Here is a 21,807-nt window from a genome sequence, read left to right as displayed (position 1 = left end):
TCATTTAAAGAAAAACTTCCATTTAAAACTTATATTTTTGAGGGAGCTCTGTTTCTAATAATTTGCCCATTATCACTCTAACTCGAAGCTGTTTGCTATTAATCAGAATACGATTATCATATTGCCCCGTTTGTATCGTTTTCCCGCTCAAATAATCCGTTTTAAAAAGCTCTAACATCGGGTTCTCCTTGAATTGCATGACGAACTTAGCTATTTCTGAATCTTTGCTTGTATCAAGCTTTTCAAAGTCCAATATCACCGAGCTAGCAGGATTAATTAGATCCATTATCTCATCTGAACTAGATGTATTATCAATGTTATTCTTAATTCTTGTGAATTCACTAAATAATTGTTTCGTTTTATCCACTGCTAATTGCTCAGCTACCGTGTCTTCTAATTTTTGACTAATCATCGTATTTTGTTCTATCGCTAACATTTGATTAAATATATTTATCGCGCCGTTCAAATCTCCTTTATCTAAAAAATCATTTGCCTGTCCATAAAGTTGATTTAGCTGCTTATCCGCTTTAGTCTCACATCCCGCAGTTAAACTTAAACAAATCAATACAGTTAAACATATGAAAAAAATCTTCTTCCTCATCCTTACATCTCCTATTATCTTGTAATATTTCATTTCATCATCCACCGACTTTTATCCTACTATTTCACACGATAAGACACAATTCAACAAAATGCAATATATGATTGTTTTATTTGTTTTGAGATGGTATCATTTACCTGAAACTTTCGACCTATTAATAATGAAAATATAATTTTAAAAACAAGCCAATATGTAAACATAGTTTATTAAAAAGAGAAGATCATTTAGGGGGATATCAATGTTTTGCAAAAAATGTAATAATGCTCTTTCAAATGATAGCCTGTTTTGTAACCACTGTGGAGCAAAGATATCCCAATCTACTCCGAGCAAGCTGCTCAGTAAAAAGAATAAAATGATAATAGGCGGTGTAGTAGGTGTTTTAATTATTTTAGGATCGACGTTCATTTTTCTAAATAATCGACCTGTAGCCTCCTTTAAAAATGCAATTGAAGATTCCAACTATGAAGAGGCTAATCTTATTTATAAGGAAAGAATTAAAGGCGATATCAAAAAAGAATCTGAGATAGAGAACTACATCAAATCCAGCATTGAAGTGATACAAACAGATTTTGCAAATAAAAAAACAGACTATGATGCAGCAACGGAACAGCTTGAAGTCATAAAGAAAACGACTATTTTGAAATCAGAAGCCAATTCAGCCCAAAGTGAAATAGATAAAATAAACGACTCACGAACTGCCTTCAAAATGGGAAACGAGTACTTGAAAAATAAAAGTGTAAAAGAAGCTATAGTCGAATTAAACAAAGTAACTGAAGCCGATGAAGCGATCTATTCACAAGCTCAACAATTAATTAAAGATACTTCGGCCGACTATATCGTTACTATTTTAACCGAGGCAGAAAAGCTCGCAGCTGATCAGCAATTTGATAAAGCCAATGCTGTTCTGGCCGGGGCATTAGCGATTATACCTAATCAGTCTGAATTAGTAGCTAAACAACAAGTATACAAAAAACAACATGCAGAAAAGGTCGCAGCTGAGCTTAAAAGAAAAATGATTGAATTAGAAGCGAAGCAAGAGGTGACTGTCGTGAGCACCGGAATCATAACTGACTGGATAGATGATGCCTATGTGTCCATCGTTGTCAAAAATAACACAAATAAAGTCGTTAAAAAATATGTTGTAGGATGGATGGGATTTGATAAAAATAATTATCCCGTTAAAACAGGCTGGCTTTCTCCCGACTTCCTAAAGGAAGGGAATGCTGAGGAGAATGTGCAGCCTGGAAAAACCTTCGGGGCAAATACAGGTTGGCAGCTAACGGGTGGATTTTCCAAAGATAGAGATGCAATAACATTTATCGCATGCGTAAAAGAAGTTGAATACTATGACGGAACGAAGTGGGAGAATGAATATTATCCTTTGTGGGTAGAGGAGCATAAAGAAAAACCACTCGTTTCAACCACCTAATAGACTTGAGTGTTGATTACACAGACAAGAAAGGTACAGTTTCCTCAACAGCAGAGGGTCTGTACCTTTCTTGTCTAAAAAGGGGATTCATCCCATCTTTTTCACCTATTAGTCTTAGTGATCCTTACCATCAGAGCTTTATAGATTCCGCTGCTAACTAACAACCTACAGCTTCCGACTATCCAACACCGCCAGCATCGTTTCACCCGAATAAAGCAGGGGCAATTTCAACATAGGCACTTTGTTAATTCTGCGGTTCAATTTGTTGAACCACTGGGCAGGTATTTCTCCCGTTTCATCCATTTGATACTGGTGCATATGCTTGATGATCAGGATCATGTCATTGATTTGACTAATGATGCTGCGGTCACTCGTTTTCGTAAAGCTGACCGAATCAGCACTTTGCATATAGCTTTCTATCACCTGCTTGTCCGCCTTATCAGCAAGCAAATTTTCAGCGATGCTCTCGATTACAAGCTCATGGAACCGTTTGAAATCCTGCTTTTTCAAGCCATTCAGCACAAAATTATATCTGGTCTCATTATTCATAATCAACACGCATTTCCGGCGATTCAGCAAAAATAGATGGGCATGCCAGCCAAATAGCCGATCTCCCGCCGTCGGCACTTCCACAAAATCCATCATCCCAAGCTCGCTTTCAAGCTTTTTCGTACATTGCAAAGTAATCATATCCGCTCATCTCCTGCCGTCTGAAGCTAGCCGCCCTCACCATCAGAGCTTTATAATTATCCTATCAAGTTTTTCCGTTGGTGGGAAGCGCAAGCTGCTCACGCGTTCATCCGCATGATTGGGACGATTATATGAAGGCTTGGGCGTACTGGCGCAAGCTTCTGCCCTAAACATCGCTATTTTTCCATACAAGCTGCTGACCGTTTCCCATCACCACCGTGCTGCCTAAAGCTCACCGTTCTCCCATTGTACAAACTGCTGCGGGTTCGACCGAATGTACGTACGGATGAGCTTCAGGCTCAGCGGTGCAATTTCATTTAAATGTGAAAATAATCGGCTGGCCGCTGCCATAAGGTCATGATCATGCTCCAAATCTTTCAAAACCGCATCGCTCCACTGCAAGCCGAGCCTCACTCTTCTCTCCTCGAAAATCTCCTTCGTCTCCTCAAGCAAGCGCAGCATAGAGCTGTCGCCAAAAAATTGCAGCCCGCTGGTCACACCTGACCAATAGCCTGGTTCGGCAAGCAGTTGAGAAACCCATCCATAATATTCGCTGACCGAGTTTTTGGCATGATCGTAAAACACTCGGAACATGCATAACGCCCGCTGGCTCTCATTGAGCCCGGCCATCGCCTCGGTTTTCGCCTGTCTATCTTTGCCGCGAATTTGCAGAAGAATGTGCTTGCTGCAAGCCCAGCCCAGCCTTTCATCATTCAAGGTATCAAAATCCTGTTTGCTCATTACGGCTAACGCCATCTAATTACCACTCCTTTTTAGACTATCATCAGTGTCAATGAAAAAAGCAAAAAAAATCAGCTTGGTTTAATAACCGCCAAGGCCGATTCAATAACTTGCTCAAGCACCATTTCTAGCTGCTTTAGCACTTCCGACTGTGCAGCCCCTTGCGTTACGAGCTCCTGCTGCCGCTTTTCTAAATAGCTCATTCCCTGTGATATCGCACCCCAAAACTGCATGGCCAGAAGGCTGGCATTGCCAGAGCGAATGGTTTGTTCACTAATGCCCCTCACAATGGCCTGCTCCATAGGCTGCATGAAGCTTTTCACCCATTCGAACGGGGAAAAGGATTCGGCGGGAAATATATATGACACATCCATACTAATCCGCATATAAAAATGCGAAACAGCAGGCTCTTCCAAAACTTGCTTGCACACGATTCGAGCGTACCCTTCAAACAAATCAAATGCTGAACCCGCTTGCCCGAAATGAGACTTCGTAAACTGCTCCGTCCTGTCCATCATGTGCGTGTAAAGCTTTTGAAACAAGTTCTGCTTATTTTTAAAATAATGGTACACCAGACCGCGCGCCAAGCCAGCCCGTTCAGCAATTTCACCGATTTCGGAGGCGGCGTAACCTTTCTCCGCATACACAACGATGGCAGCCTGCAAAATTTCTCGCGACCGCTGCTTGCGAATTTCTTCATTTTGTTCTTTCGTACGTGGCGACATCACGAACTCCTCTTTTTCAATTGACATTCATGTCAATCAAAATGGTACAGATAAACCCTTGCATTGTCAATAGCTGGTTAAGCTGATATAAAAAACGCCAAATGCCCACTATAGTAATAGCAGAGAGGCATTTGACGCTTTACTAGATTAGCGGACTCTGCGCCCGCAAAATGATTAGCTATCATTCACAATCCTAAACACCAGCCTTGCGTTTAAACAGCAAATACATAAAAAACGGAGCCCCGACTCCTGCCGTAAACACACCAGCGGGAATATCCAGCGGCATAAACAGCATTCGCCCTGCTAAATCGGCAAGCAGCAAAACAATTGCGCCCAATAGCGCAGACACCGGGATGATCATTGTATACGAATGGCCTGCTACCCTTCTAGCCATATGAGGCGCAAGCAGCCCGATAAAAGAAATCGTTCCGGCAATGCCGACGGCCGCTCCGGCAAGGGCCACACTAAAGAACAGCAGCAGCAAGCGGCTTAGCTGAAGCCGGCTTCCCAAGCCGCGCGCGACGTCCTCGCCTAACGACTGCACATTCAATTCCTTGGCAAAAAGCAGCGCCAATGGAATAAACACAACGACCCACGGCCATAGCGCTTTAATGTACGACCAATTCGTGCCGTAAATGCTGCCCGTCATCCAGTTCAGCACCTGCGCCGCCAAATAAGCGGGACCGCTTATGAGCAGAAACATCGTAAGGGCGCTCATCGCCGTCGATATGCCAATGCCGATCAGCACGAGCCGCAGCGTGGAGACGCCTTTTTTCCAGGCCAAGCCGTAATTGAGCGTCGCTGCGACAAAAGCGCCCAAAATCGCAATGACCGGAACGAAGTGGATGCTGTAGCCGGTGAACAAGGTCATAAAACCAACGACCGCGACAGACGCGCCGCCCGTTACGCCAAGCAAATCCGGCGATGCCAGCGAATTGCGGATGACGCCTTGCAGCAAGGAGCCTGCTACCGCTAACGCTGCGCCAATTAGCAAGGCGGCTATAATACGTGGCAAACGGAACTGCATAATAATTAAATCACTGTCCTCCGTATTGCGGCCCAGCAGCGACAGCAGCACTTCTTTAACCGGAATAGCGACGCTCCCCATAGCTAAGCATAAAATACTTAAACCAACGAGCACGATGCTTAACGTAAGCAGGATTAAAATATTTTTCCCTGTGCGCTGCTTAGGCATATTTCTTCCTCCTCGCCACATGAATCAGGAACGGCACGCCAATAAGCGCCGTTGCAACGCCTACTGGAACCTCCTTCGGCAGGAGCACGAATCGGGACAGCAGATCGGCCGCCACCAGCAGCAAAGCCCCTGCCACTGCGCAGTAGGGAAGCAGCCAGCGGTGATCATTTCCGACCAGCGCCCGGCATAAATGAGGAATAACCAGCCCGATGAAAGCAATCGGCCCCGCGGCAGAAACGGCACTTCCCGCAAGCAGCACGACAGCTGCCGTACATAGAAGGCGGATTAGCATGAGACGCTGCCCCAGTCCCTTCGCATTATCGTCTCCGAGTGCCATTACATTCAAGGAGCCCGAGAGCAGGAACGCGAGCAGCAGCCCGGCGATTATGTACGGCAGCACCATCACGAGATGGTTCAGCTCCCTCCCTGACACGGAGCCGATCATCCAGAACAACGCCGATTCGAGCGACTGCTTATTGATTAAAATAAGGCCAGAGGTAACCGATCTCGCAAATGCCGCTACACAAGCTCCTGCCAAGGTGAGCCGAATCGGCTCAAAGCCTCCTCTTCCCTGCATGCCGAGCGCATAGACGAATACAGCCGTGACTGCCGCCCCGATAAAAGCAAGCCCAATCATATGACTCATCGTCAGCGACGAGCCGACCAAAGCCAGCCCGACGACGATAAACAGCACCGCACCGGAATTAATGCCGAAAATCGACGGCGACGCAAGCGGATTGCGCGTCAGCACCTGCATAATGGCGCCAGCCACCGCCAGGCTCGCTCCTACTACAGCCGCAATAAGCGCTCGGGGCATGCGGGTATGGGTCAAAATCAGATGCTCATTCGAGCCATCGAACTGGCTGTAGGCGAGCCACAAATCTTTTAAACCAAATTGCTGGAGCCCGAACAATACGCTCGCAAGCATGCAAATAAGCAAAATAACGACTCCTGCTGCTAGAACAGCAAGCTTGCTGCCTGGTCTCTCCATCCACTTAGACATCACTTCTCTCCTTCCTCAATAAAAGAAGCCGACGCCAATAAAAATGACGTCAGCCTGCACATTTATTTCAGTCTCTTTATTGAATGTCGAAATATTTAACAATTTCATCCAGCAGCAGATTGGCCGCCTTGTAGCCTCCGGCTGTATTCCAAATCGCCTCATCTACTTGAACGACTTTGTTATTTTTCGCAACATCAAGGTTTTTGAACAGCGGATCATTCATCCATTCTTCCACTACTTTAGCCGCATCCGTCTTTCCTGCCGCTTCTGTTACAAAGTAGAACAATACGTCTCCGTCCATCTTAGGAATGCTTTCTTTGGACATCACTTCAATAAAGGAATCCACATCCTGTGATTCTGGACGAGCAAAGCCTAGCTGATCTAAAAGCACACCGGAGAACGTCTGCTTCTGATAAATACGTACTTGGGAAGCCGAGAAGCGGGCCACGGATACTTTTGTTGCCGCTTTATCGCCAATTTTCGCTTTTACCTCCGCGACGCGCTTATCGAAATCCGCCATCGCTTTGTCGCCTTCATCCTGTTTATTCACCGCTTGCATATACAGCTTGAAGTTAATTTTCCAATCGCCAGCCAGATCCTCGGCAAATACAGTTGGTGCAATCTGGTTCAGCTGCTCATAAATTTTCTCCTGCCGCACCTTGTTGCCAATAATTAAATCCGGCTTCAGGCTGGCAATCAGCTCAATGTTCGGCTGCAATTCGTCGCCTACAACCGTCACATCCACCATTTCATCTTTAATATGCTCGTACCATGGGTCACCAACCCATGATTGAACCGCGCCAACTGGCTTAATGCCTACCGCAAGCAGCGCCTCTGTTCCTTCATTCGTCAAAATGACGACGCGCTCCGGCGTCCCTGTCAAAGTCACTTCGCCCATCGCATGCTTGATGACGCGGGAAGCGTCCGCTGTAGCCGTATCGGTAGCGGCTGGCGAAGCAGCTGCCGCATTGCTGCTTGGCGATGCGGAGCTTGGATTCGTCGTCGCGTTCGTGCTTGGTGTACCTGCTCCGCAGGCGCTAAGCAGCAGTGTGAAGCAAATAAGCACAGCTGCCATCATCGATATTCTTGATTCTCTGTACATAAATAAAGGCCCCTCTTCCTTGTAGTGAGAATGATTTTCATAACCATACTCACTATACCGTTTGAGCCTTCGCGGGACAAGGGCATATCTTGAACCGGATACAGGATTATTTTGAACCTTCGCTTTGTATTGCCCCAGCGACATGCCGGTATGTTTTTTGAATAGGCGATTAAAATAGCTGTCATCCGGAAAGCCGACGCTTTCGGCAATTTCCTGCAGCGTCGCCTCCGTTCCAAGCAGAAGCTCCTTCGCTTTGCTGATGCGCAGCGCAATTAAATAGTCGATTGGGCTTTGTCCAATCGTCTGCTTGAACTTGCGGGACAAATAGCTGACGCTGCAATCCAGCAGCTCGGCAAGCTCGCCGAGCGCAATACGCTTCGCGTAATGCTCCTGCATGTAGCGAATGGCTTGCGAGACGTAGTCCGCTTTTTGCACATGAATATCTTGAATGGATAGCTGCTGAAATAATTCATGAATGAATTGGTAGAACATCGTCTTAATATATAGTTGATCCAGCACGTTCGGATGCTGCCATTCCCGCTCCATGCGCTGGATTTTATCGAGCAAAGCAATAGGCTGGCGGGAAACAAAGCTATATTGCAGTTGAAACGGATTATGCTGCTCCATTAACTGAACCAGTTCCTGACGGCTCGGCAGTGGCAACACCGCTTTGTACAAAATCAAGTAGTATTCCAACCAATCATCCGGCACAATGTCCAGACACATGCCCTTCCCGCCATGCAGCATATGAAAACGCTCCACCAGCACCGTCTTGCCATCCAGCCGCACTTCAGCATGACCACGAGTCGTATACAAAAAAGCGCTCGCCGGCAGTCGATAAGAACGCAGCTCCTCCCCTCGCTCCATAATCGTATGCCGCACGTCCATCACGCGGATGGAGGCTTGGTTCCACAGCAATATATGCTCACTCTGATTCAAAGTGCCCTATCCTTCCTTTCCTCATGCTGCTAATATGCACCCATGTCGATCCCCATCGATTGTTCTTGTCCTCCTATTATAAGTGATAATAATTCTCACACACAATGGTTGATGTGAAATCATGCGAAGTGTCTATCGGAAGGAAGGAAATAATAAAGGCTTTCCCGAATGATAAGTATCAAGGAAAGCCTACATTTAGAAGGAGGGATAAACGTGGATGCATCTAATCAGAAGCCTGATCAAGACCAGGCGGGCGATTTGCCCAATGTCGGAAAGCCAGCAACACGCGCGCTCACCGCTGCCGGATACGTGCAGCTGGAGCAATTCACAAAACTCACCGAGGCGGAGGTGCTGAAGCTGCACGGGGTCGGGCCTAAAGCAATAAGGATCATCCGGGAAGCGCTCGCTGCCAACGGACAATCCTTCGCTGAACAAGCGTAAACGGCTGTCGCCGTCCTCTGGCGGTAAAGCTAACGTTTCGCGGTGAAAAATAAGCGGAGTATAAGAGGGAAACTTATACTCCGCTTATTTTTTAAAAACTAATAGCTGCTGTTACAAAAAGGTTATGAACGCTCGTCGATTAGCTTCTCTAGAAACTGGGCGAACGATTGCGCATACACTTCGACATCCCCACCGTGGTAGTCCTCGCGCATGACCTCGCCCTCGTTTTCTCCGTCCCAAGCCGTCCTATCAAAAAAATAAGCTTCTGCCTGCAAACCATTTTATTGCAGAAGTCTGCTCCAGTTTATTTTTCAGGGATGGGTACATGATCCCCCTCCTCATCTTCATCGACTGTCTCATCTATCGAGTCTATCGCATCTACATCGTCCGTCTCGTCTATCTCGTCTGTCGCGAGCTTTAAAGCTGCATGAAACATCTCGAAATTTTCGCATAAAACGGATAGATTACCTTCCATCATCTCTTCAACCGTTGTATTCTCGCTTTGCGCCTCCGATTCCGCATCCTCTAAACAAAGAGCCATTTCATGATCAATATATAGAAGGCTAGGGTTCTCATTCGACTCGCGATAATCAAAAATAAGCCAGTCTCCGCTGCTGATGCTCCATGCGAATGGAATTAATTTGCGCGGCTGAAGGACAACCTCGGCTATCGCTTCAAGATTTTCAGGATAGGAAGCATCCAGCTTAATAAACCGAATGCCCCAAGCGGTATAGCCGTTAAAATCGACGAGGTTGTATTCTGTATTAGGATTAGCGGACTGAACCTCATCCGTTGTCATAAATGCCTTATACGCTGCTGGAAAAGCAAGCTGTAGCGATTGTTCAATGTCATGAATGTCCTGTAGCTGCTGAGAAATATCCATCTCGTTAATTTCTCACTCCTTATCGGCGTTATGCCTTTTATTTTTTCTTGTTCAACTTTTCTTGTGCTTTTTTCGTATTTTCAGCCACTCTAAATGCGACAATTCTGCTGATCAATTCATAAGGCAGCGGCTTGTCCAGCGGAAACTGAACCGAGCCCTTTGCCCCTTTATAAACGGACAATTCCTCTTTGAAGGCTGCAATGCCTCTTGGAGCGGGATAAAATCCGATATGCTTTTTAAACGCCGCAAAATGTACCAAGTTGCCATGCAGCTCAAATGTCGGCATCTGGTAGCTGATTTTCTCCGTCGCTTCCGGCGCTGCCTCTTTAATGACCTTCCGCATCGCCTGCAGCAGCTCTTGGATTTCTTGCGGGAAGCCGGCGATATATTCGTCGATCGTTTCAAACGTCGTTTGGTTGCTGTCCATCATTAAGCTCCTTTCCATTCATTCATTCAAAAATCAGTTCCATAAATTAGACATAATTAAAGTAAATACAATAACACCAAACCTAATAGCGCCCCAGGCTGTATGATTGATTATAAGTGTAATATAGACAACGAAAAAAGCGATTGTACTCACATCTTCTTCAAATTGCAAGGAAAGCATTGAAGGGCTCCATTTGTTGTTTCAATGAATATACGTATACTATTGATTATACTATTAAAGTCATATTTTTCATCAGCAATTAGACCTTAAACAAAGACATGAGGTAGATTCATGCTCTTCGCTTCAGGTGTTTACTCCCTGCACAAAGACAGGTCTGGCGGACACAGCAGCCGCTATTTCAGCAGAATCACGGTTATGGCACAGGCTGCGGACTCAGGAGCAGCTAATGCGCAGCTATTAGCCATTTTCACGGGTTGAGGAGGTCAATAGCGGATTTCCTGTCCGCATGCGGCCAGAAATCGGAGCAAAAGCCAGAATAGCGGAATCTGAGTCCTTCAAAAAAGGAGAGTGCTTCCAGAGCTGCGTGCTCTCAGCCACAGTACTCCAACAACAGCACGCACAGCAACCGTACTCCCAGAAACAGTACTCTCAGCAACCGTACTGCCAGCCACAGTGTTTCCAGCCGCTATCGCATACTGCGTTTCACAAACCTTGAGTCATCAGCCGAGCTTGGTTTGAAATAAGCTGTAGGCAAGCAGCAGCGAGTGGCTCCGACTTGCACACACAACCTAGATAAAGCCCGTCATCTCCTAGGAGACCACGGGCCTTATATTTTTTTACAATAATAGTGTAAACAGCCTACAGCGCAGCTGTCTCTGTATTTTCAATAATAATCTGCTCTAATTTCATCTGAACCGGGTTGGCAAGGGTATCTCCCACTGGGCATTTGCTCTCCAAAAATTGAACGAAGGCGTCTACCTTTTCCTTGGGCGAATCTGTTTTGATCTTGAACGTATAGCGAATGTCGGAATAGCCCGGACGAACCTCGCTTTTATTGAAAAATCCATCGAGATCCAAATCGCCTTCAACCTCAACTTGGAAATCGTCAAGCTTCACATCAAACTTAGGGGCATACACCCGGGCCACAATAGACTGGCATGCGCCTAATGAGGCAAGCAGTGCTTCCACAGGATTCATCCCCGTATCTGTCCCGCCAAGGCTCTTCGGCTCATCAATAGTCAATTCGAACTGTCTCGCTGTCGCTTTCACTTTAACCCCATCCTGTAAATGCGCTGTTGCCTTAAACGTTTGTACATTAGCCATCATTAACGCTCCTTATGAATCATATTTTATGTCCGTTCTGAACTCGCTCTAAACTCGCACCCAATCCGTTGTCGGAAAATAGCTCTTGCAAGCTAGCATTTCGTCATGCAGACGGTTAAGAACTTCTCGTTCCCGGTCTTTAATCCGGTTCAGATTACTGTTAATCGTATGAAGGATGTCATTGTTATGGGTCTGTCTATATTTCATGAGAGTCACCCGTTGCAGGTTGACGTCCCGCTCGATTGGTTCATAACCAGATAACAGCGTTTCGTCCTTGATGTAGCCTTGGGCCAGCATAAATTCGATTTTCGCCCGCATACACTTCTTGTGCTCCCATAAAATATGCAGCGGCCGCCCGTCAGGCTCTCGGGTTCCATCGGTTACTTTCACTAGCTCCTCCGCTATGTACCGATACACGTCCATGCCGAAGGCCAGATTGCTCTCATTGGCAAATATGGTTTTCAGACGATTCGTGGCGCTGAGGTAGTCCTCCAGAAAATAGAGAACGGAATCCGCCGTGAACACATACTTGTGGTCGGTAGCGCGGTATAAGCAAATTCGTGTCTTATATTCTTCGTAATTGCCGTATTCGTCAAAAAAGGCTGCATTATTGAATGCGTTTTCATAATCGTCATAGGAAACGGAGAAGGTCTGATATTTGCCGTCCACGAAATTGGTCACCAGATAGCTCTGCTGCTCGCTATCGTACCCGCTGATTAACAAATCATGCGTGAAATTTCTCACCCCAAAAAAGTCGCTGTAGGGCATGTAATACTCGTTGATGAAAGAGAGAACATGATAGCCTTGTTCAAGACTCGTTTGAATGAAGCGGTGGATATCCGTTAAGGAAATGACGAGTGAACGGGATATCGCCTGGGTATCACGCAGCGGGCAATTATCCAACTGGTAAAAATTCACTGGACAAGCTAGCTCTACGAAATCCTTCGCGCAAAACAATTGGGTGTAATAGCTGTGCATCCACGGTTGGAAGCTCTCGGAATGTCCAATAATACCGAACAAATACGCGTGGTGCAAATAGCCATAAATAGGTGAATCAGCTAGCGGCAGATGAATTTTCATTGAAACATATCTCCCTTATTCACATTGTATAAATCACCCAATATTGGTAGAGTCGAAGCTATTATCCCACTCCTATTTAGCGCTGTCAATTGGCAAGATTCATACAACGGTATGGTTTGAACTTTCAAAAACAAAGTTAACAACCGGGATTAATATGAATTCTATCATTTCCAAGATTTCACTGTCAATATGATTTCTATTAGGCGGCCCTTTCCATAAAAAAAAGACACCGGAGGGACAACGTCCTCCAATGCCTTTTTCGCTATATTAGGAATGATTCAATTCCGCCTCCATTTTCCGAAAAACGTTATAGCTCCGCCGTGCAACCTCAGAGATCGCAATCGGATGAAAGCCGCTCAGCTCCGCATACAGCGTGTCATTCAGCGGATCAATCCATGACTTCGGCAGCGCTTTCGCGCCAAGCTTCGCACCCATAATCGAGCCAACCGTCGCGCCATTGCAATCCGTATCCATGCCGCCATAGACGGCCGTCGTCACAGCCTTCTCGAAATCATCGCCTGCATACACGAGCGCCGCCGCAACAAGTGCTGCATTATTGTTCGTGTGCACTGCATCGTAATGGCTGAAGGCTTCCCAAATTTGGCTCACCAGCTCGCGGTCGCTGCTTGCTTTCTCCGCAATGGAAACCGCTTTGCGCACATCATAAGCCAGTCTGCTCGTTGCCGGGATTTCGCTGAGGCCAATCTCGACAATTCGCTTGCTGTCCTTCTCAACGAAAGCAGCCGCAATCATCGCCGCAACGAACATTTCGCCATAGATGCCGTTCTTCACATGCGAGAACGACGCATCGCGCCAGCCAAGCTCCGCAGCCAGCTCCGGCTTTCCGGCTGCGCCGTAAGCGAGCCCGTCCGCACGGATTTGCGCGCCAATCCACTCTCTGTAAGGGTTCATATGCATCCGCACCCGCTCCAGGCGTTCAGCCCAATCGGCAGGCTTGTCCCCATTCAGATGAGAGGTCTCATGAGCAAAATTCAAATAAGACTGCGTCTCCGCTGTACAAACCTGGCTGTAGGTCAGGTTTTTGTGCCATAGCTTGCCGATGTCCCAAGAGTCGAAAGCGAGCCCTTTTTGCTCAAGCAGTAAAAGTCCCAGCACCGTATAGCGGATATCATCATCGCTTTCCATATACTGAATCGTCTCGCGTGCGCTCATGGGCGACCAATCATTCAGCCCCAGTCCATACTGCTCTTTTGCCGTCGATTCACCCGGTGTATATCCTTTAATCGGCCAAGCGTCAGCGCCGCGGAACCACAGCTCAATATTTTCCCAGCCAGGTCGGCCGTCTTTGCCATACAAATAATCCCAAAACTCTAATGGCTTGCCAAGCGCACAGCCAACACTGCGTCCGAGCCAAGCACCGTAAAACTTGTCCAGCCACTGCTCATCGGTTAAATCCGCTGCCAGCGCTCTCGGGCCTTCGGGGCGCAGCCTGCGGATTGCCTCCAAATCGGAAGGCTCCTCATAAGGAAAATCCGCACTCACGTCTAGTGCCGACAGCTCATTATAAATCTCCATAAGCGCGTCATGGCTTTCACCCGCCGCAGCCAGCTTTTCCGCAAAGCCGTCTACATTGCAGCCTTCTTCTCCGCGCTGAATGATTTCAAAACGGACAATTTCCTGAAGCTTATCCCAGCCTGCCATAATTAAGCCTGCCCTTTCCGAGCTTTGGCGTTCTCATCATGTACAGCCAGAGCGTCAAAAATCAGCTTAATAAAGGCTTCACGATCCACATCCATCAGCACCTGCACATTCGCCGTTTCATCGGTTTTTTTGCGGCGGTCTGCTACGGTCATGCCTCTCGTCACCCTGCCGTCCGTCTCAATCGAGACGTAATAGCTTTCACTTTGGAACAGCTCTGGTCGAAGCAGCCAAGCGATTGCGCACGGATCATGCAGCGAGCTGCCTTCAAAGCCCAGCTTGCGGCTGTAGATGGAATAAAAGTCGAGCAGCTCGCCCACCATATGCGAAACCTCGCCGCGCTGCTTCAGCGCATCAATATCCTCTTGATAAATAGCCGCCTTATCGGTCACATCCAGACCGCTCATCGTAATCGGCACGCCCGATTCGAACACAATTCGTGCAGCCTCCGGGTCCACGTAAATGTTGAACTCTGCCGTTGACGTTACATTGCCGTAGCTGATGCCTCCGCCCATTAGGGAAATCTGCTCGATGTTCTCTTTTACATCAGGGAAGCCTTTGAGCAGCAGCGCAATATTCGTCAGCGGGCCGATCGGCACAAGCGTTACCTTCTGCTCCGATGAGCGGATAATTTCGACCATCAGCTCAATCGCATGTTTATTGACCGGCTTGAAGCGGGAAGGCGGCAATTCTGGGCCGTCCATGCCCGAATCGCCATGCGCCTCTTCTCCGGTTACGAGCTTGCCTAGCAGTGGTCCGGGCGCGCCTTTCGCCACCGAAATATCTTTATCTATAAAGCTGAGCAGCTTCAGTGCGTTGTTCGTAATTTTCTCCAGCACCTGATTGCCGCCAACCGTCGTAATCGCTTTTACCTCCAACTGCTGTGGATTGGCAAGTGCGAGCAAAATAGCGATCGCGTCATCATGCCCGGGATCACAATCGATAATAATCGGTCTAGCCATCATGTTAATCATCCTTTCACTTTCGCTTTAAGCTTCCTATTCTTCTTACGGGATTCGCTGACGGCGTATACGATGAGACCGATAACGGTCGTGACGTATGGGAGTGTGCCGATTAGCTCTGCCGGAATTTTAAGCACCTGAAGCGCATTGGCCAGCGCATCCGCCGCGCCGAACAATAGCGATGTCAGCGTTGTGCCGACCGTCGTACTCCGTCCCATCGATTCCGCGGCAATCGCAATCCAGCCCCGTCCGGCGGTCATATCCCGCGTGAACAGCGACAGGTAGCCCATCGACATATATGCGCCGCCAAGTCCTGCGAAAAAGCCGCTCAGCAGCAGCGCCGTATACTGCACCTTCACTACGCTGACCCCTACGGACTGGGCAGCCTGCGGATTTTCGCCGACTGAGCGAATGCGCAGGCCGAGCGGCGTTCTTTTCAGCATATAATACACAACAAAAACCGCCAGTATCGACATATAGGTCAATACATTATGGCCGGAGAAAATCGGTCCCAGCACCGGAATATCCTTAAGCAGCGGAATGTCCACGCTAGGCAGCACCTTGCTCGGAAGCGAGGTCGAGGAGCCTTTGTCTCCGCTTAGCAAATACAAAATAAATACAGTTCCCCCGGAGGCAAACATATTGATCGCGACCCCGCCGAGAATAATATGCGTCTTGAAATGCAGGGTGAAAAAAGCCAGTATGCCGGAAATAAGCGTGCCCGCCATTACCGCGCCCAGCAGCCCAACCCATGAGCTGCCCGTATAAGCGCTGACTACAACGCCTGAAAGGGCCGCCACCAGCATAATGCCCTCAAGTCCAATATTGATAATGCCCGCACGGTTGGAAATGAGTGCTCCTAGTGCCGCGAACAAAATCGGAGTCGTTACCCGGAGGACAGAAAACGCAAATTCAGTCGTGAAAATGACATCAAACAAACTAGACATTACGCTGTGCCTCCTTGAGCAGCATCCGATTTTTCCAGAACTTCAAAAACTGCTCTGCCGAAATCAGCAAAATAATAATCGCCTGCACAATCGAAATCATTTCGGCAGGCACATCGGAGAAACGCGCCATCTGGTCGGCTCCGATTCGGATATAGGCCAGGAAGAGCGCTGCGCCAATGACCGAAAACGGGTTATTTTTCGCCAGCATCGCTACTAGCGCACCATCCAGGCCGTAGCCTGGCAGCGACGACCACTGGAAGCGATTGTACATGCCGAGTACCTCGACCGAGCCCCCCATGCCCGCAATAAAGCCAGCAATTAAATGTACGATAATGATGACCTTGGCCGTCTTCATGCCGGAATAACCCGCAAATTCGCGATTGGCCCCCGTCATTCTCAGCTCATAGCCCCATTTGGTTTTGTATAGAAAATAATGCGCGGCTACGATCAGCACCAGCACGATAATCAGTCCCGTATGAATACGCGTGCCCGGTATCAGCTTGGTGAGCATCGCTGTTTTCTCGAACTTGAAGGATACGGCTGCAAAGGCCTGAGCATCGCGCAGCTTATAGTTCAAAATATAAAGCCCGATGCCAAACAAAATATTGTTGAACATCAGCGAGCTGACGAGCTCATTTACATTCCATTTAGCCTTGAGAATACCCGGAATAGCCGATAACACCGCACCGACGAGCGCCCCAGCAAGGATGGCCACAATCGGATGCACAAAGCTGTTCAGACTAAGATGAATCGCAAGCGACGCTGCAACTACCCCGGAAAAATAAAACAGCCCTTCCGCTCCGAGATTGAACAAATTCGCTTTAAACAGCAGCGATACCGCAAGTCCTGTGAACATGAGCGGAATCGCCATTTCAATGACGTTGCCGATATGCCCCTTCGTATTCAGCGGCTCCCACAGGAAGATGCGAATGCTCTCCAGCGGCTGCTCGCTGACAATGGAAATAATAATAAAAGCGAGAACAAGCGCAATCAGAATGACCGCTGTCGTTCGGATGACTTCAAAATATTTTACCTTCATGCTTCCACGGCCCTCCTGATTTGCTGCTCGTCCTGGCGGTTAAGGCCCAGCATGTACAGTCCGAGCTCTTCCTCGCTTACCATTGACGGCTCTTCCAAATAAGCGACGATTTGTCCTTCATACATGACGAGCAGGCTGTCGCTCAGCTCCAATATTTCATTCAAATCTGCGGAAATGAGCAGCACGCCGCTGCCTCCATCCCGAAGCTCAATCAGCTTCTGGTGAATAAATTGGGCTGCCCCAATATCGACGCCGCGTGTCGGCTGCTCGGCAATGAGCAAATCCGGCGCTGTCGAGCATTCACGAGCGACGACGACCTTCTGCATATTGCCGCCCGAAAGCATGCCTATCGGCTGATTCGGGCCCGAGCAGCGCACGCGGAACTCCTGAATGAGAGTGGCCGCAAGCTTCGCTATTTTTTTACTCCTCAAAAAGAGGCCCTTGTTCATCGCTTTCGTATTGTATTGCGTAGAAATCAAATTATCGGAAATGCTTGCGTCTTTGGCTGCTCCTTGGCGCATGCGATCCTCCGGAATATAGGAAACGCCGAGCGAGCGAATTTTGCGGATATCATAGCCTTGAATGTCCGTGCCTTTAACGGCCACATTTCCGCTGCGCACAGCCAAACTGCCCGTTAAAGCTTCAACAAGCTGAGTTTGCCCATTGCCCTCGACTCCAGCAATACCGACGATTTCGCCGCCACGCACCTTGAACGCTACCTTGTCCAGCAGCGCCTTGCCCGTTTCATCCGCCAATGAAAAATCAGTAACGGAAAGGATTGGCGCGCCGTAAGGCTTCTGCTCCTTGTCATACCTCAGCACAACGTCGCGGCCGACCATCAGCTTGGAAATTTCCTGCTCGGTAACGTCCTTGGTCCAAAAAACGCCTTCGCTTTTGCCTGCGCGCATAATCGTGATTCGGTCGCAAATCGCTTTAACTTCCTTCAGCTTGTGGGAAATAAACACGATCGTATGCCCCTGCTGCTTAAGCTGCGTCAGCTCGCGGAACAGCTCCTCGGTTTCCTGCGGGGTCAGTACGGCAGTCGGCTCATCAAGTATCAGAATCTCGGCGCCACGCAGCAGAGCTTTCAAAATTTCGACCTTCTGCTTCATGCCGACACTAAGGTCCTCAACCTTCGCCTTCGGATTAACGAGCAGATTGTACTTTTTGCTCATCTCCTCTGTCATTCGCACCGCTTCGTTGTAATTAATGCTGACGCCCTTCTTTGGCTCCATGCCCAGCACCATATTTTCCGCAACGGTGAACGACGGCACCAGCATAAAATGCTGATGGACCATGCCGATGCCATGATCTATCGCATCCTGCGGCGAAGCCAGCCTTACCGGCTTGCCCCGAAGAATGATTTCGCCTTCGCTCGGCTCTTCCATGCCGAACATCATTTTCATCAGCGTGGATTTGCCGGCGCCATTTTCACCGACGATTGCGTGAATCTCGCCCTCGGCCAGCGTAAACTGCACCTTCTGGTTGGCGACAACCCCGTTCGGGTAAACCTTCGTAATATTTTTCATTTCAAGCAGCTGATTCGGCATCATCGTAAAACCCCTTTACCTTTCGGAGGTCATTATAAAGAGGCAGTTGGCCTTCTTCCTGATGGAAAGAGAAGAATGACCAACTGCACTAAGCTTTGAGGATCGTTATTATGGTTTAACCGCGTTGCGGATGGCTTCGATTTGCGAAGTTTCCATACCCATCGCGTTGTCTACTTTAATTTCTTGTTTAGCCAGCTTTTGCTTGATATCTTCTACTTGCTTCTGCATATCAGCCGTGAAGATCGATTTGTAAATGTCATTTTCAGCAATGCCTACGCCATCTTGATCAAAGCTGAGCACTTGGCGTTGTCCATATTCGAGCGTGCCCTCTTGCGTTTTCTTCACTGCGCCAAGAATAGAGGTATCGATTTTTTTAATAGCAGACGTCATGATCAGATTCGCTTTTTCTTTATCCGTTTCCTGAAGCAGGGACCCTTGGTCGGAGTCAACGCCAATCGCGTAACGCTTCTTGTCTTTCGCTGCATCGAAGATGCCCAGGCCCGTCGCGCCAGCCACGTTGAAAATCACGTCGACACCGGAATTGTACTGAATGAGCGACAGCTCCTTGCCTTTCGCCGGGTTAACGAAATCGCCCGCATAGGACACGGCTACCTTAATGGCAGGATCGACGTATTGTGCCCCTTGGATATAACCAACCAGGAATGCATTAATGCCGGGAATGTCCATGCCGCCGACAAAGCCAATCACATTATCTTTGTTCGCATTTGGAATATCGGATTTCGTCGCAATCGCGGCTACTGCGCCTGCAAGGAAGGAAACCTCATTCGTTGCGTAAGACATCGCATATACGTTAGCCGGTGTTTCTTCAATATCCGTATCGTAGTTGATGAATTTTTTGTCAGGATACGTTTCTGCTGTCGCATTAAACATCTCGGTAATTTCAGAGCCGCCGGAGATGATAATATCCCAGTCCTGCGCTGCTATATCTTGATAAGTAGGTTCCCACTTCGTTTTGTCTGTTCCCATTTCAATCACTTTCGTATCTGCGCCCAATTCGGATTTAACAAGCGTCAATCCCTTGTTCGCTGCATCAAAGAAAGATTTATCGCCAAGTGTACCCGGTACGAGCAGAACAACCTTCAGCTTCTTATCCCCGCCTGTACTGCCTGAGCCAGCTGAATTGCCGCTGCTTGTCCCCGTATTTCCTCCACCACAAGCTGCCAGCACCAATAGAACCGAAACCATGAGTAATGCCATCACATTTTTCTTCATTCTCTGTTCCCCCACTCTCTGTCGATTAAAAGACGTGTTCCCTTTGAAACTAGCCGCCCGCGCCTGCTCTCCTGAAAAGAATGCTTACCCCAAGTGTAATGTAGAAAATAAATAGGTTATAATAAAGGTACGCTTTCTGAATAGCTTGTTCGGGATGATACGATCATATCAAATTCGAAATCAAATAATTATCTCGATTCGGTCAACTTTTTATACGATTCGGCTATATACACGCGAAGGAGGGCTGTTATGAATCGATTATTGTATTTAGCAAATGACATACATGAGAGAAATACTAACATCCCTCCTCATCAGCATGAGTGCTACGAGCTTGTTTATTACATTCGCGGTATGGGTCCAACCGTCATTGCAGGCCGTAAATATCGCTTTAAAGAGCATACGATTGCCCTCATCGCTCCTCGGCATATTCATAGCGAGATTCATGAATTGGAGGGCGAGGTGCTGTTCATTGGTTTTAACGCTCCTGATGTGGAATTAAAAGGATTAAGCGGGGTTTATGACGACGATGCGAGCCATACGATTTTAAAGCATTTATGGCGCATAAAAGAGGAGTTTTTCATCCGTCCGAGAACCGACAGCGAATCGCTGAATGCTCTCCTCAATGAGCTGCTTCCGCCGCTTCAGCAAATTTTTGGAAACCGAAAAACACCCCATCCATCAGAAGATCGGGTCAAATACGTGCTGCAATATATGGATGACCATTATAAGCAGAAGCTCACCGTTGAGCTGCTTGCGGACATGTCCGGTTACAGCTATGACCGGTTCCGCCACCTTTTTAAGGAACGCTACAACATCGCGCCTCTCCAGTATATTTTGCTAAAACGTCTGGAATATGCAAAATCGCTGCTAACAGGTACCCAGATGCATATTTCTGAAATTGCCGCCGATGCCGGCTTTGCCAATGATGCGCAATTTTGCAGCATGTTTAAACGGGAAATTGGCTGTACGCCTCGCACCTATAGGAAGGGCAAAATTTTATGAGGGATTGAAAATATTAATCTATAGAGGGAAGAGGATTTATATGATGCGGAAGTATATGGTCCGTACCGTATTTTCCGTGGTGGCAGCTGGGCTGAAGAGGCCCGGGGCTGTGGGGCTACGTGCAGGCGTCGCAGTCATCCATCCTTTTGCATAGACGACCTTGGCTTTCGCCTTGCCCGCTCTGTTGCACCATAGCATAGGCCAAATTAATGAGACGAACTCACCAAGCATGGCGTGTGGGTTCATCTCATCTATCCATTAACAGCCTATTTCATGTTGCCGCTTAAGCTAAGCTTTGCCTTTATATGTCTTCGTGGCTGTATCGAGCATGGATTTCCAATCTGCAAACTCGGTCTCGCGCGCAACATGGCGATCAAACAGCTCATCAGGAATGTTGTCGATCTCCTCATGCGTCTCTGCTTGAAAATTGCCTTTCTCCAAAAACTGCCCAAAGCTGCTGCTGCTGGAATGCTTGCTCATAAATGCATCGTTAAACAGCTCGTTTAAGGATACCTCGTTCGGATCTTCCTGGTTTGTTTTCTGTCCCTGCAGTTCCTTCAACAGGTCGTCAAATGACATTGGTTTTTGCTTTCTCAGATTACCACTCCTTCAATTTGTGCGATCGACTCCAGGCCCATGCAAAATCCCTATACATGGAGTCTGATCTTTTTAAAAACCTTTTAAACACTCAGCGTAAACAGCTGAAGCCATCCTTTGGCGGCAAGGCTTCCGTTTCGCAGGTGGAATATAAGTTCATTTATAAGCGTGAAACTTATAAAGTCTTATATTTTCAAAAAAAGCCTTCTGGAAAGCGCTGCTTCTTGCTGACCAAGATTTCAGTTACTTCTATAATATCATCATTCATGCTATGCGTT

21 protein-coding genes and 1 pseudogene are annotated in these 21,807 nt (G+C 47.7%); 4 read left to right on the top strand and 18 right to left on the bottom strand.

Features of this window, described 5'->3' with window-relative positions; all coding sequences use genetic code 11:
- Nucleotides 1-22: 22 nt before the first annotated feature.
- A complete protein-coding gene (locus AC6B99_RS02200; RefSeq protein WP_496662641.1) occupies nucleotides 23-601 on the bottom strand; it encodes a hypothetical protein in 579 nt (192 codons plus the stop codon).
- A gap of 238 nt (nucleotides 602-839) precedes the next feature.
- Between AC6B99_RS02200 and AC6B99_RS02195 the strand changes: the two genes are divergently transcribed.
- Nucleotides 840-2,030, top strand: coding sequence for a DUF5780 domain-containing protein (locus tag AC6B99_RS02195; protein WP_496662640.1), 1,191 nt, complete (start codon nucleotides 840-842; stop codon nucleotides 2,028-2,030).
- A 165-nt stretch (nucleotides 2,031-2,195) separates the two neighbouring features.
- Here AC6B99_RS02195 and AC6B99_RS02190 read toward each other — a convergent pair whose 3' ends face one another.
- The 6 genes from AC6B99_RS02190 to AC6B99_RS02165 all read right to left on the bottom strand — a co-directional run bounded on the left by AC6B99_RS02190 (nucleotide 2,196) and on the right by AC6B99_RS02165 (nucleotide 8,425).
- Nucleotides 2,196-2,720 carry a DUF6933 domain-containing protein gene (locus AC6B99_RS02190; RefSeq protein ID WP_496662639.1) on the bottom strand — a complete coding sequence of 175 codons (525 nt, stop codon included), beginning with the start codon at nucleotides 2,718-2,720 and terminating at the stop codon, nucleotides 2,196-2,198.
- Nucleotides 2,721-2,945: 225 nt separating this feature from the next.
- Nucleotides 2,946-3,476 (bottom strand): hypothetical protein, encoded by a 531-nt coding sequence (locus AC6B99_RS02185; protein ID WP_496662638.1) that lies wholly within the window; start codon nucleotides 3,474-3,476, stop codon nucleotides 2,946-2,948.
- Nucleotides 3,477-3,532: 56 nt separating this feature from the next.
- Nucleotides 3,533-4,186, bottom strand: coding sequence for a TetR family transcriptional regulator (locus AC6B99_RS02180; protein ID WP_494859118.1), 654 nt, complete (start codon nucleotides 4,184-4,186; stop codon nucleotides 3,533-3,535).
- Between the two features lie 193 nt (nucleotides 4,187-4,379).
- Complete coding sequence (locus AC6B99_RS02175) at nucleotides 4,380-5,381, bottom strand: FecCD family ABC transporter permease (RefSeq protein WP_496662637.1); 1,002 nt, start codon at nucleotides 5,379-5,381, stop codon at nucleotides 4,380-4,382.
- Entirely contained in the window at nucleotides 5,374-6,384 is a 1,011-nt protein-coding gene (locus AC6B99_RS02170; protein WP_496662636.1) for a FecCD family ABC transporter permease, read from the bottom strand. The genes AC6B99_RS02175 and AC6B99_RS02170 overlap by 8 nt, the downstream gene beginning before the upstream one ends.
- Before the next feature lie 76 nt (nucleotides 6,385-6,460).
- Nucleotides 6,461-8,425, bottom strand: coding sequence for an ABC transporter substrate-binding protein (locus AC6B99_RS02165; protein WP_496662635.1), 1,965 nt, complete (start codon nucleotides 8,423-8,425; stop codon nucleotides 6,461-6,463).
- Nucleotides 8,426-8,638: 213 nt separating this feature from the next.
- Here AC6B99_RS02165 and AC6B99_RS02160 point away from each other — a divergent pair, with 213 nt between their 5' ends.
- Nucleotides 8,639-8,866 carry a helix-hairpin-helix domain-containing protein gene (locus tag AC6B99_RS02160; RefSeq protein ID WP_235533136.1) on the top strand — a complete coding sequence of 76 codons (228 nt, stop codon included), beginning with the start codon at nucleotides 8,639-8,641 and terminating at the stop codon, nucleotides 8,864-8,866.
- Between the two features lie 304 nt (nucleotides 8,867-9,170).
- Here the strand turns inward: AC6B99_RS02160 and AC6B99_RS02155 are convergent, their stop codons facing one another.
- From AC6B99_RS02155 to AC6B99_RS02110, 10 genes are all read right to left on the bottom strand, one after another.
- Complete coding sequence (locus tag AC6B99_RS02155) at nucleotides 9,171-9,749, bottom strand: SMI1/KNR4 family protein (RefSeq protein WP_496662634.1); 579 nt, start codon at nucleotides 9,747-9,749, stop codon at nucleotides 9,171-9,173.
- Nucleotides 9,750-9,786: 37 nt separating this feature from the next.
- Nucleotides 9,787-10,176 carry an iron chaperone gene (locus tag AC6B99_RS02150; protein ID WP_056034635.1) on the bottom strand — a complete coding sequence of 130 codons (390 nt, stop codon included), beginning with the start codon at nucleotides 10,174-10,176 and terminating at the stop codon, nucleotides 9,787-9,789.
- Nucleotides 10,177-10,995: 819 nt separating this feature from the next.
- Complete coding sequence (locus tag AC6B99_RS02145; RefSeq protein ID WP_494880086.1) at nucleotides 10,996-11,460, bottom strand: OsmC family protein; 465 nt, start codon at nucleotides 11,458-11,460, stop codon at nucleotides 10,996-10,998.
- A gap of 48 nt (nucleotides 11,461-11,508) precedes the next feature.
- Nucleotides 11,509-12,540: a cysteine peptidase family C39 domain-containing protein gene (locus tag AC6B99_RS02140; protein WP_494880085.1), complete on the bottom strand. Its 1,032-nt coding sequence runs from the start codon at nucleotides 12,538-12,540 to the stop codon at nucleotides 11,509-11,511.
- Between the two features lie 267 nt (nucleotides 12,541-12,807).
- Nucleotides 12,808-14,202: an ADP-ribosylglycohydrolase family protein gene (locus tag AC6B99_RS02135; protein ID WP_496662633.1), complete on the bottom strand. Its 1,395-nt coding sequence runs from the start codon at nucleotides 14,200-14,202 to the stop codon at nucleotides 12,808-12,810.
- Nucleotides 14,203-14,204: 2 nt separating this feature from the next.
- Entirely contained in the window at nucleotides 14,205-15,164 is a 960-nt protein-coding gene (locus tag AC6B99_RS02130; protein ID WP_496662632.1) for a nucleoside hydrolase, read from the bottom strand.
- A 5-nt stretch (nucleotides 15,165-15,169) separates the two neighbouring features.
- Entirely contained in the window at nucleotides 15,170-16,108 is a 939-nt protein-coding gene (locus AC6B99_RS02125; RefSeq protein WP_496662631.1) for an ABC transporter permease, read from the bottom strand.
- Nucleotides 16,101-17,147, bottom strand: coding sequence for an ABC transporter permease (locus AC6B99_RS02120; protein ID WP_496662630.1), 1,047 nt, complete (start codon nucleotides 17,145-17,147; stop codon nucleotides 16,101-16,103). Before AC6B99_RS02120 ends, AC6B99_RS02125 begins: the two co-directional genes overlap by 8 nt.
- Entirely contained in the window at nucleotides 17,144-18,700 is a 1,557-nt protein-coding gene (locus AC6B99_RS02115; protein ID WP_496662629.1) for an ABC transporter ATP-binding protein, read from the bottom strand. Before AC6B99_RS02115 ends, AC6B99_RS02120 begins: the two co-directional genes overlap by 4 nt.
- A gap of 105 nt (nucleotides 18,701-18,805) precedes the next feature.
- Complete coding sequence (locus tag AC6B99_RS02110; RefSeq protein ID WP_056034615.1) at nucleotides 18,806-19,930, bottom strand: BMP family ABC transporter substrate-binding protein; 1,125 nt, start codon at nucleotides 19,928-19,930, stop codon at nucleotides 18,806-18,808.
- Between the two features lie 249 nt (nucleotides 19,931-20,179).
- Between AC6B99_RS02110 and AC6B99_RS02105 the strand changes: the two genes are divergently transcribed.
- Both AC6B99_RS02105 and AC6B99_RS02100 read left to right on the top strand, forming a co-directional pair.
- The gene (locus tag AC6B99_RS02105) at nucleotides 20,180-20,932 is read left to right on the top strand and encodes a helix-turn-helix domain-containing protein (RefSeq protein ID WP_056034612.1); all 753 of its coding nucleotides are present in this window, start codon (nucleotides 20,180-20,182) and stop codon (nucleotides 20,930-20,932) included.
- A gap of 33 nt (nucleotides 20,933-20,965) precedes the next feature.
- A pseudogene (locus AC6B99_RS02100) lies at nucleotides 20,966-21,127 on the top strand (SUMF1/EgtB/PvdO family nonheme iron enzyme); the annotation flags it as partial.
- A gap of 93 nt (nucleotides 21,128-21,220) precedes the next feature.
- Here the strand turns inward: AC6B99_RS02100 and AC6B99_RS02095 are convergent.
- Entirely contained in the window at nucleotides 21,221-21,511 is a 291-nt protein-coding gene (locus AC6B99_RS02095) for a hypothetical protein (protein WP_046231510.1), read from the bottom strand.
- Nucleotides 21,512-21,807 lie beyond the last annotated feature (296 nt).

It is taken from the genome of Paenibacillus liaoningensis (assembly GCF_059609455.1).
The sequence above is the reverse complement of the archived record's forward strand: the minus strand, read 5'-3'. Positions and strand labels throughout refer to the sequence as shown.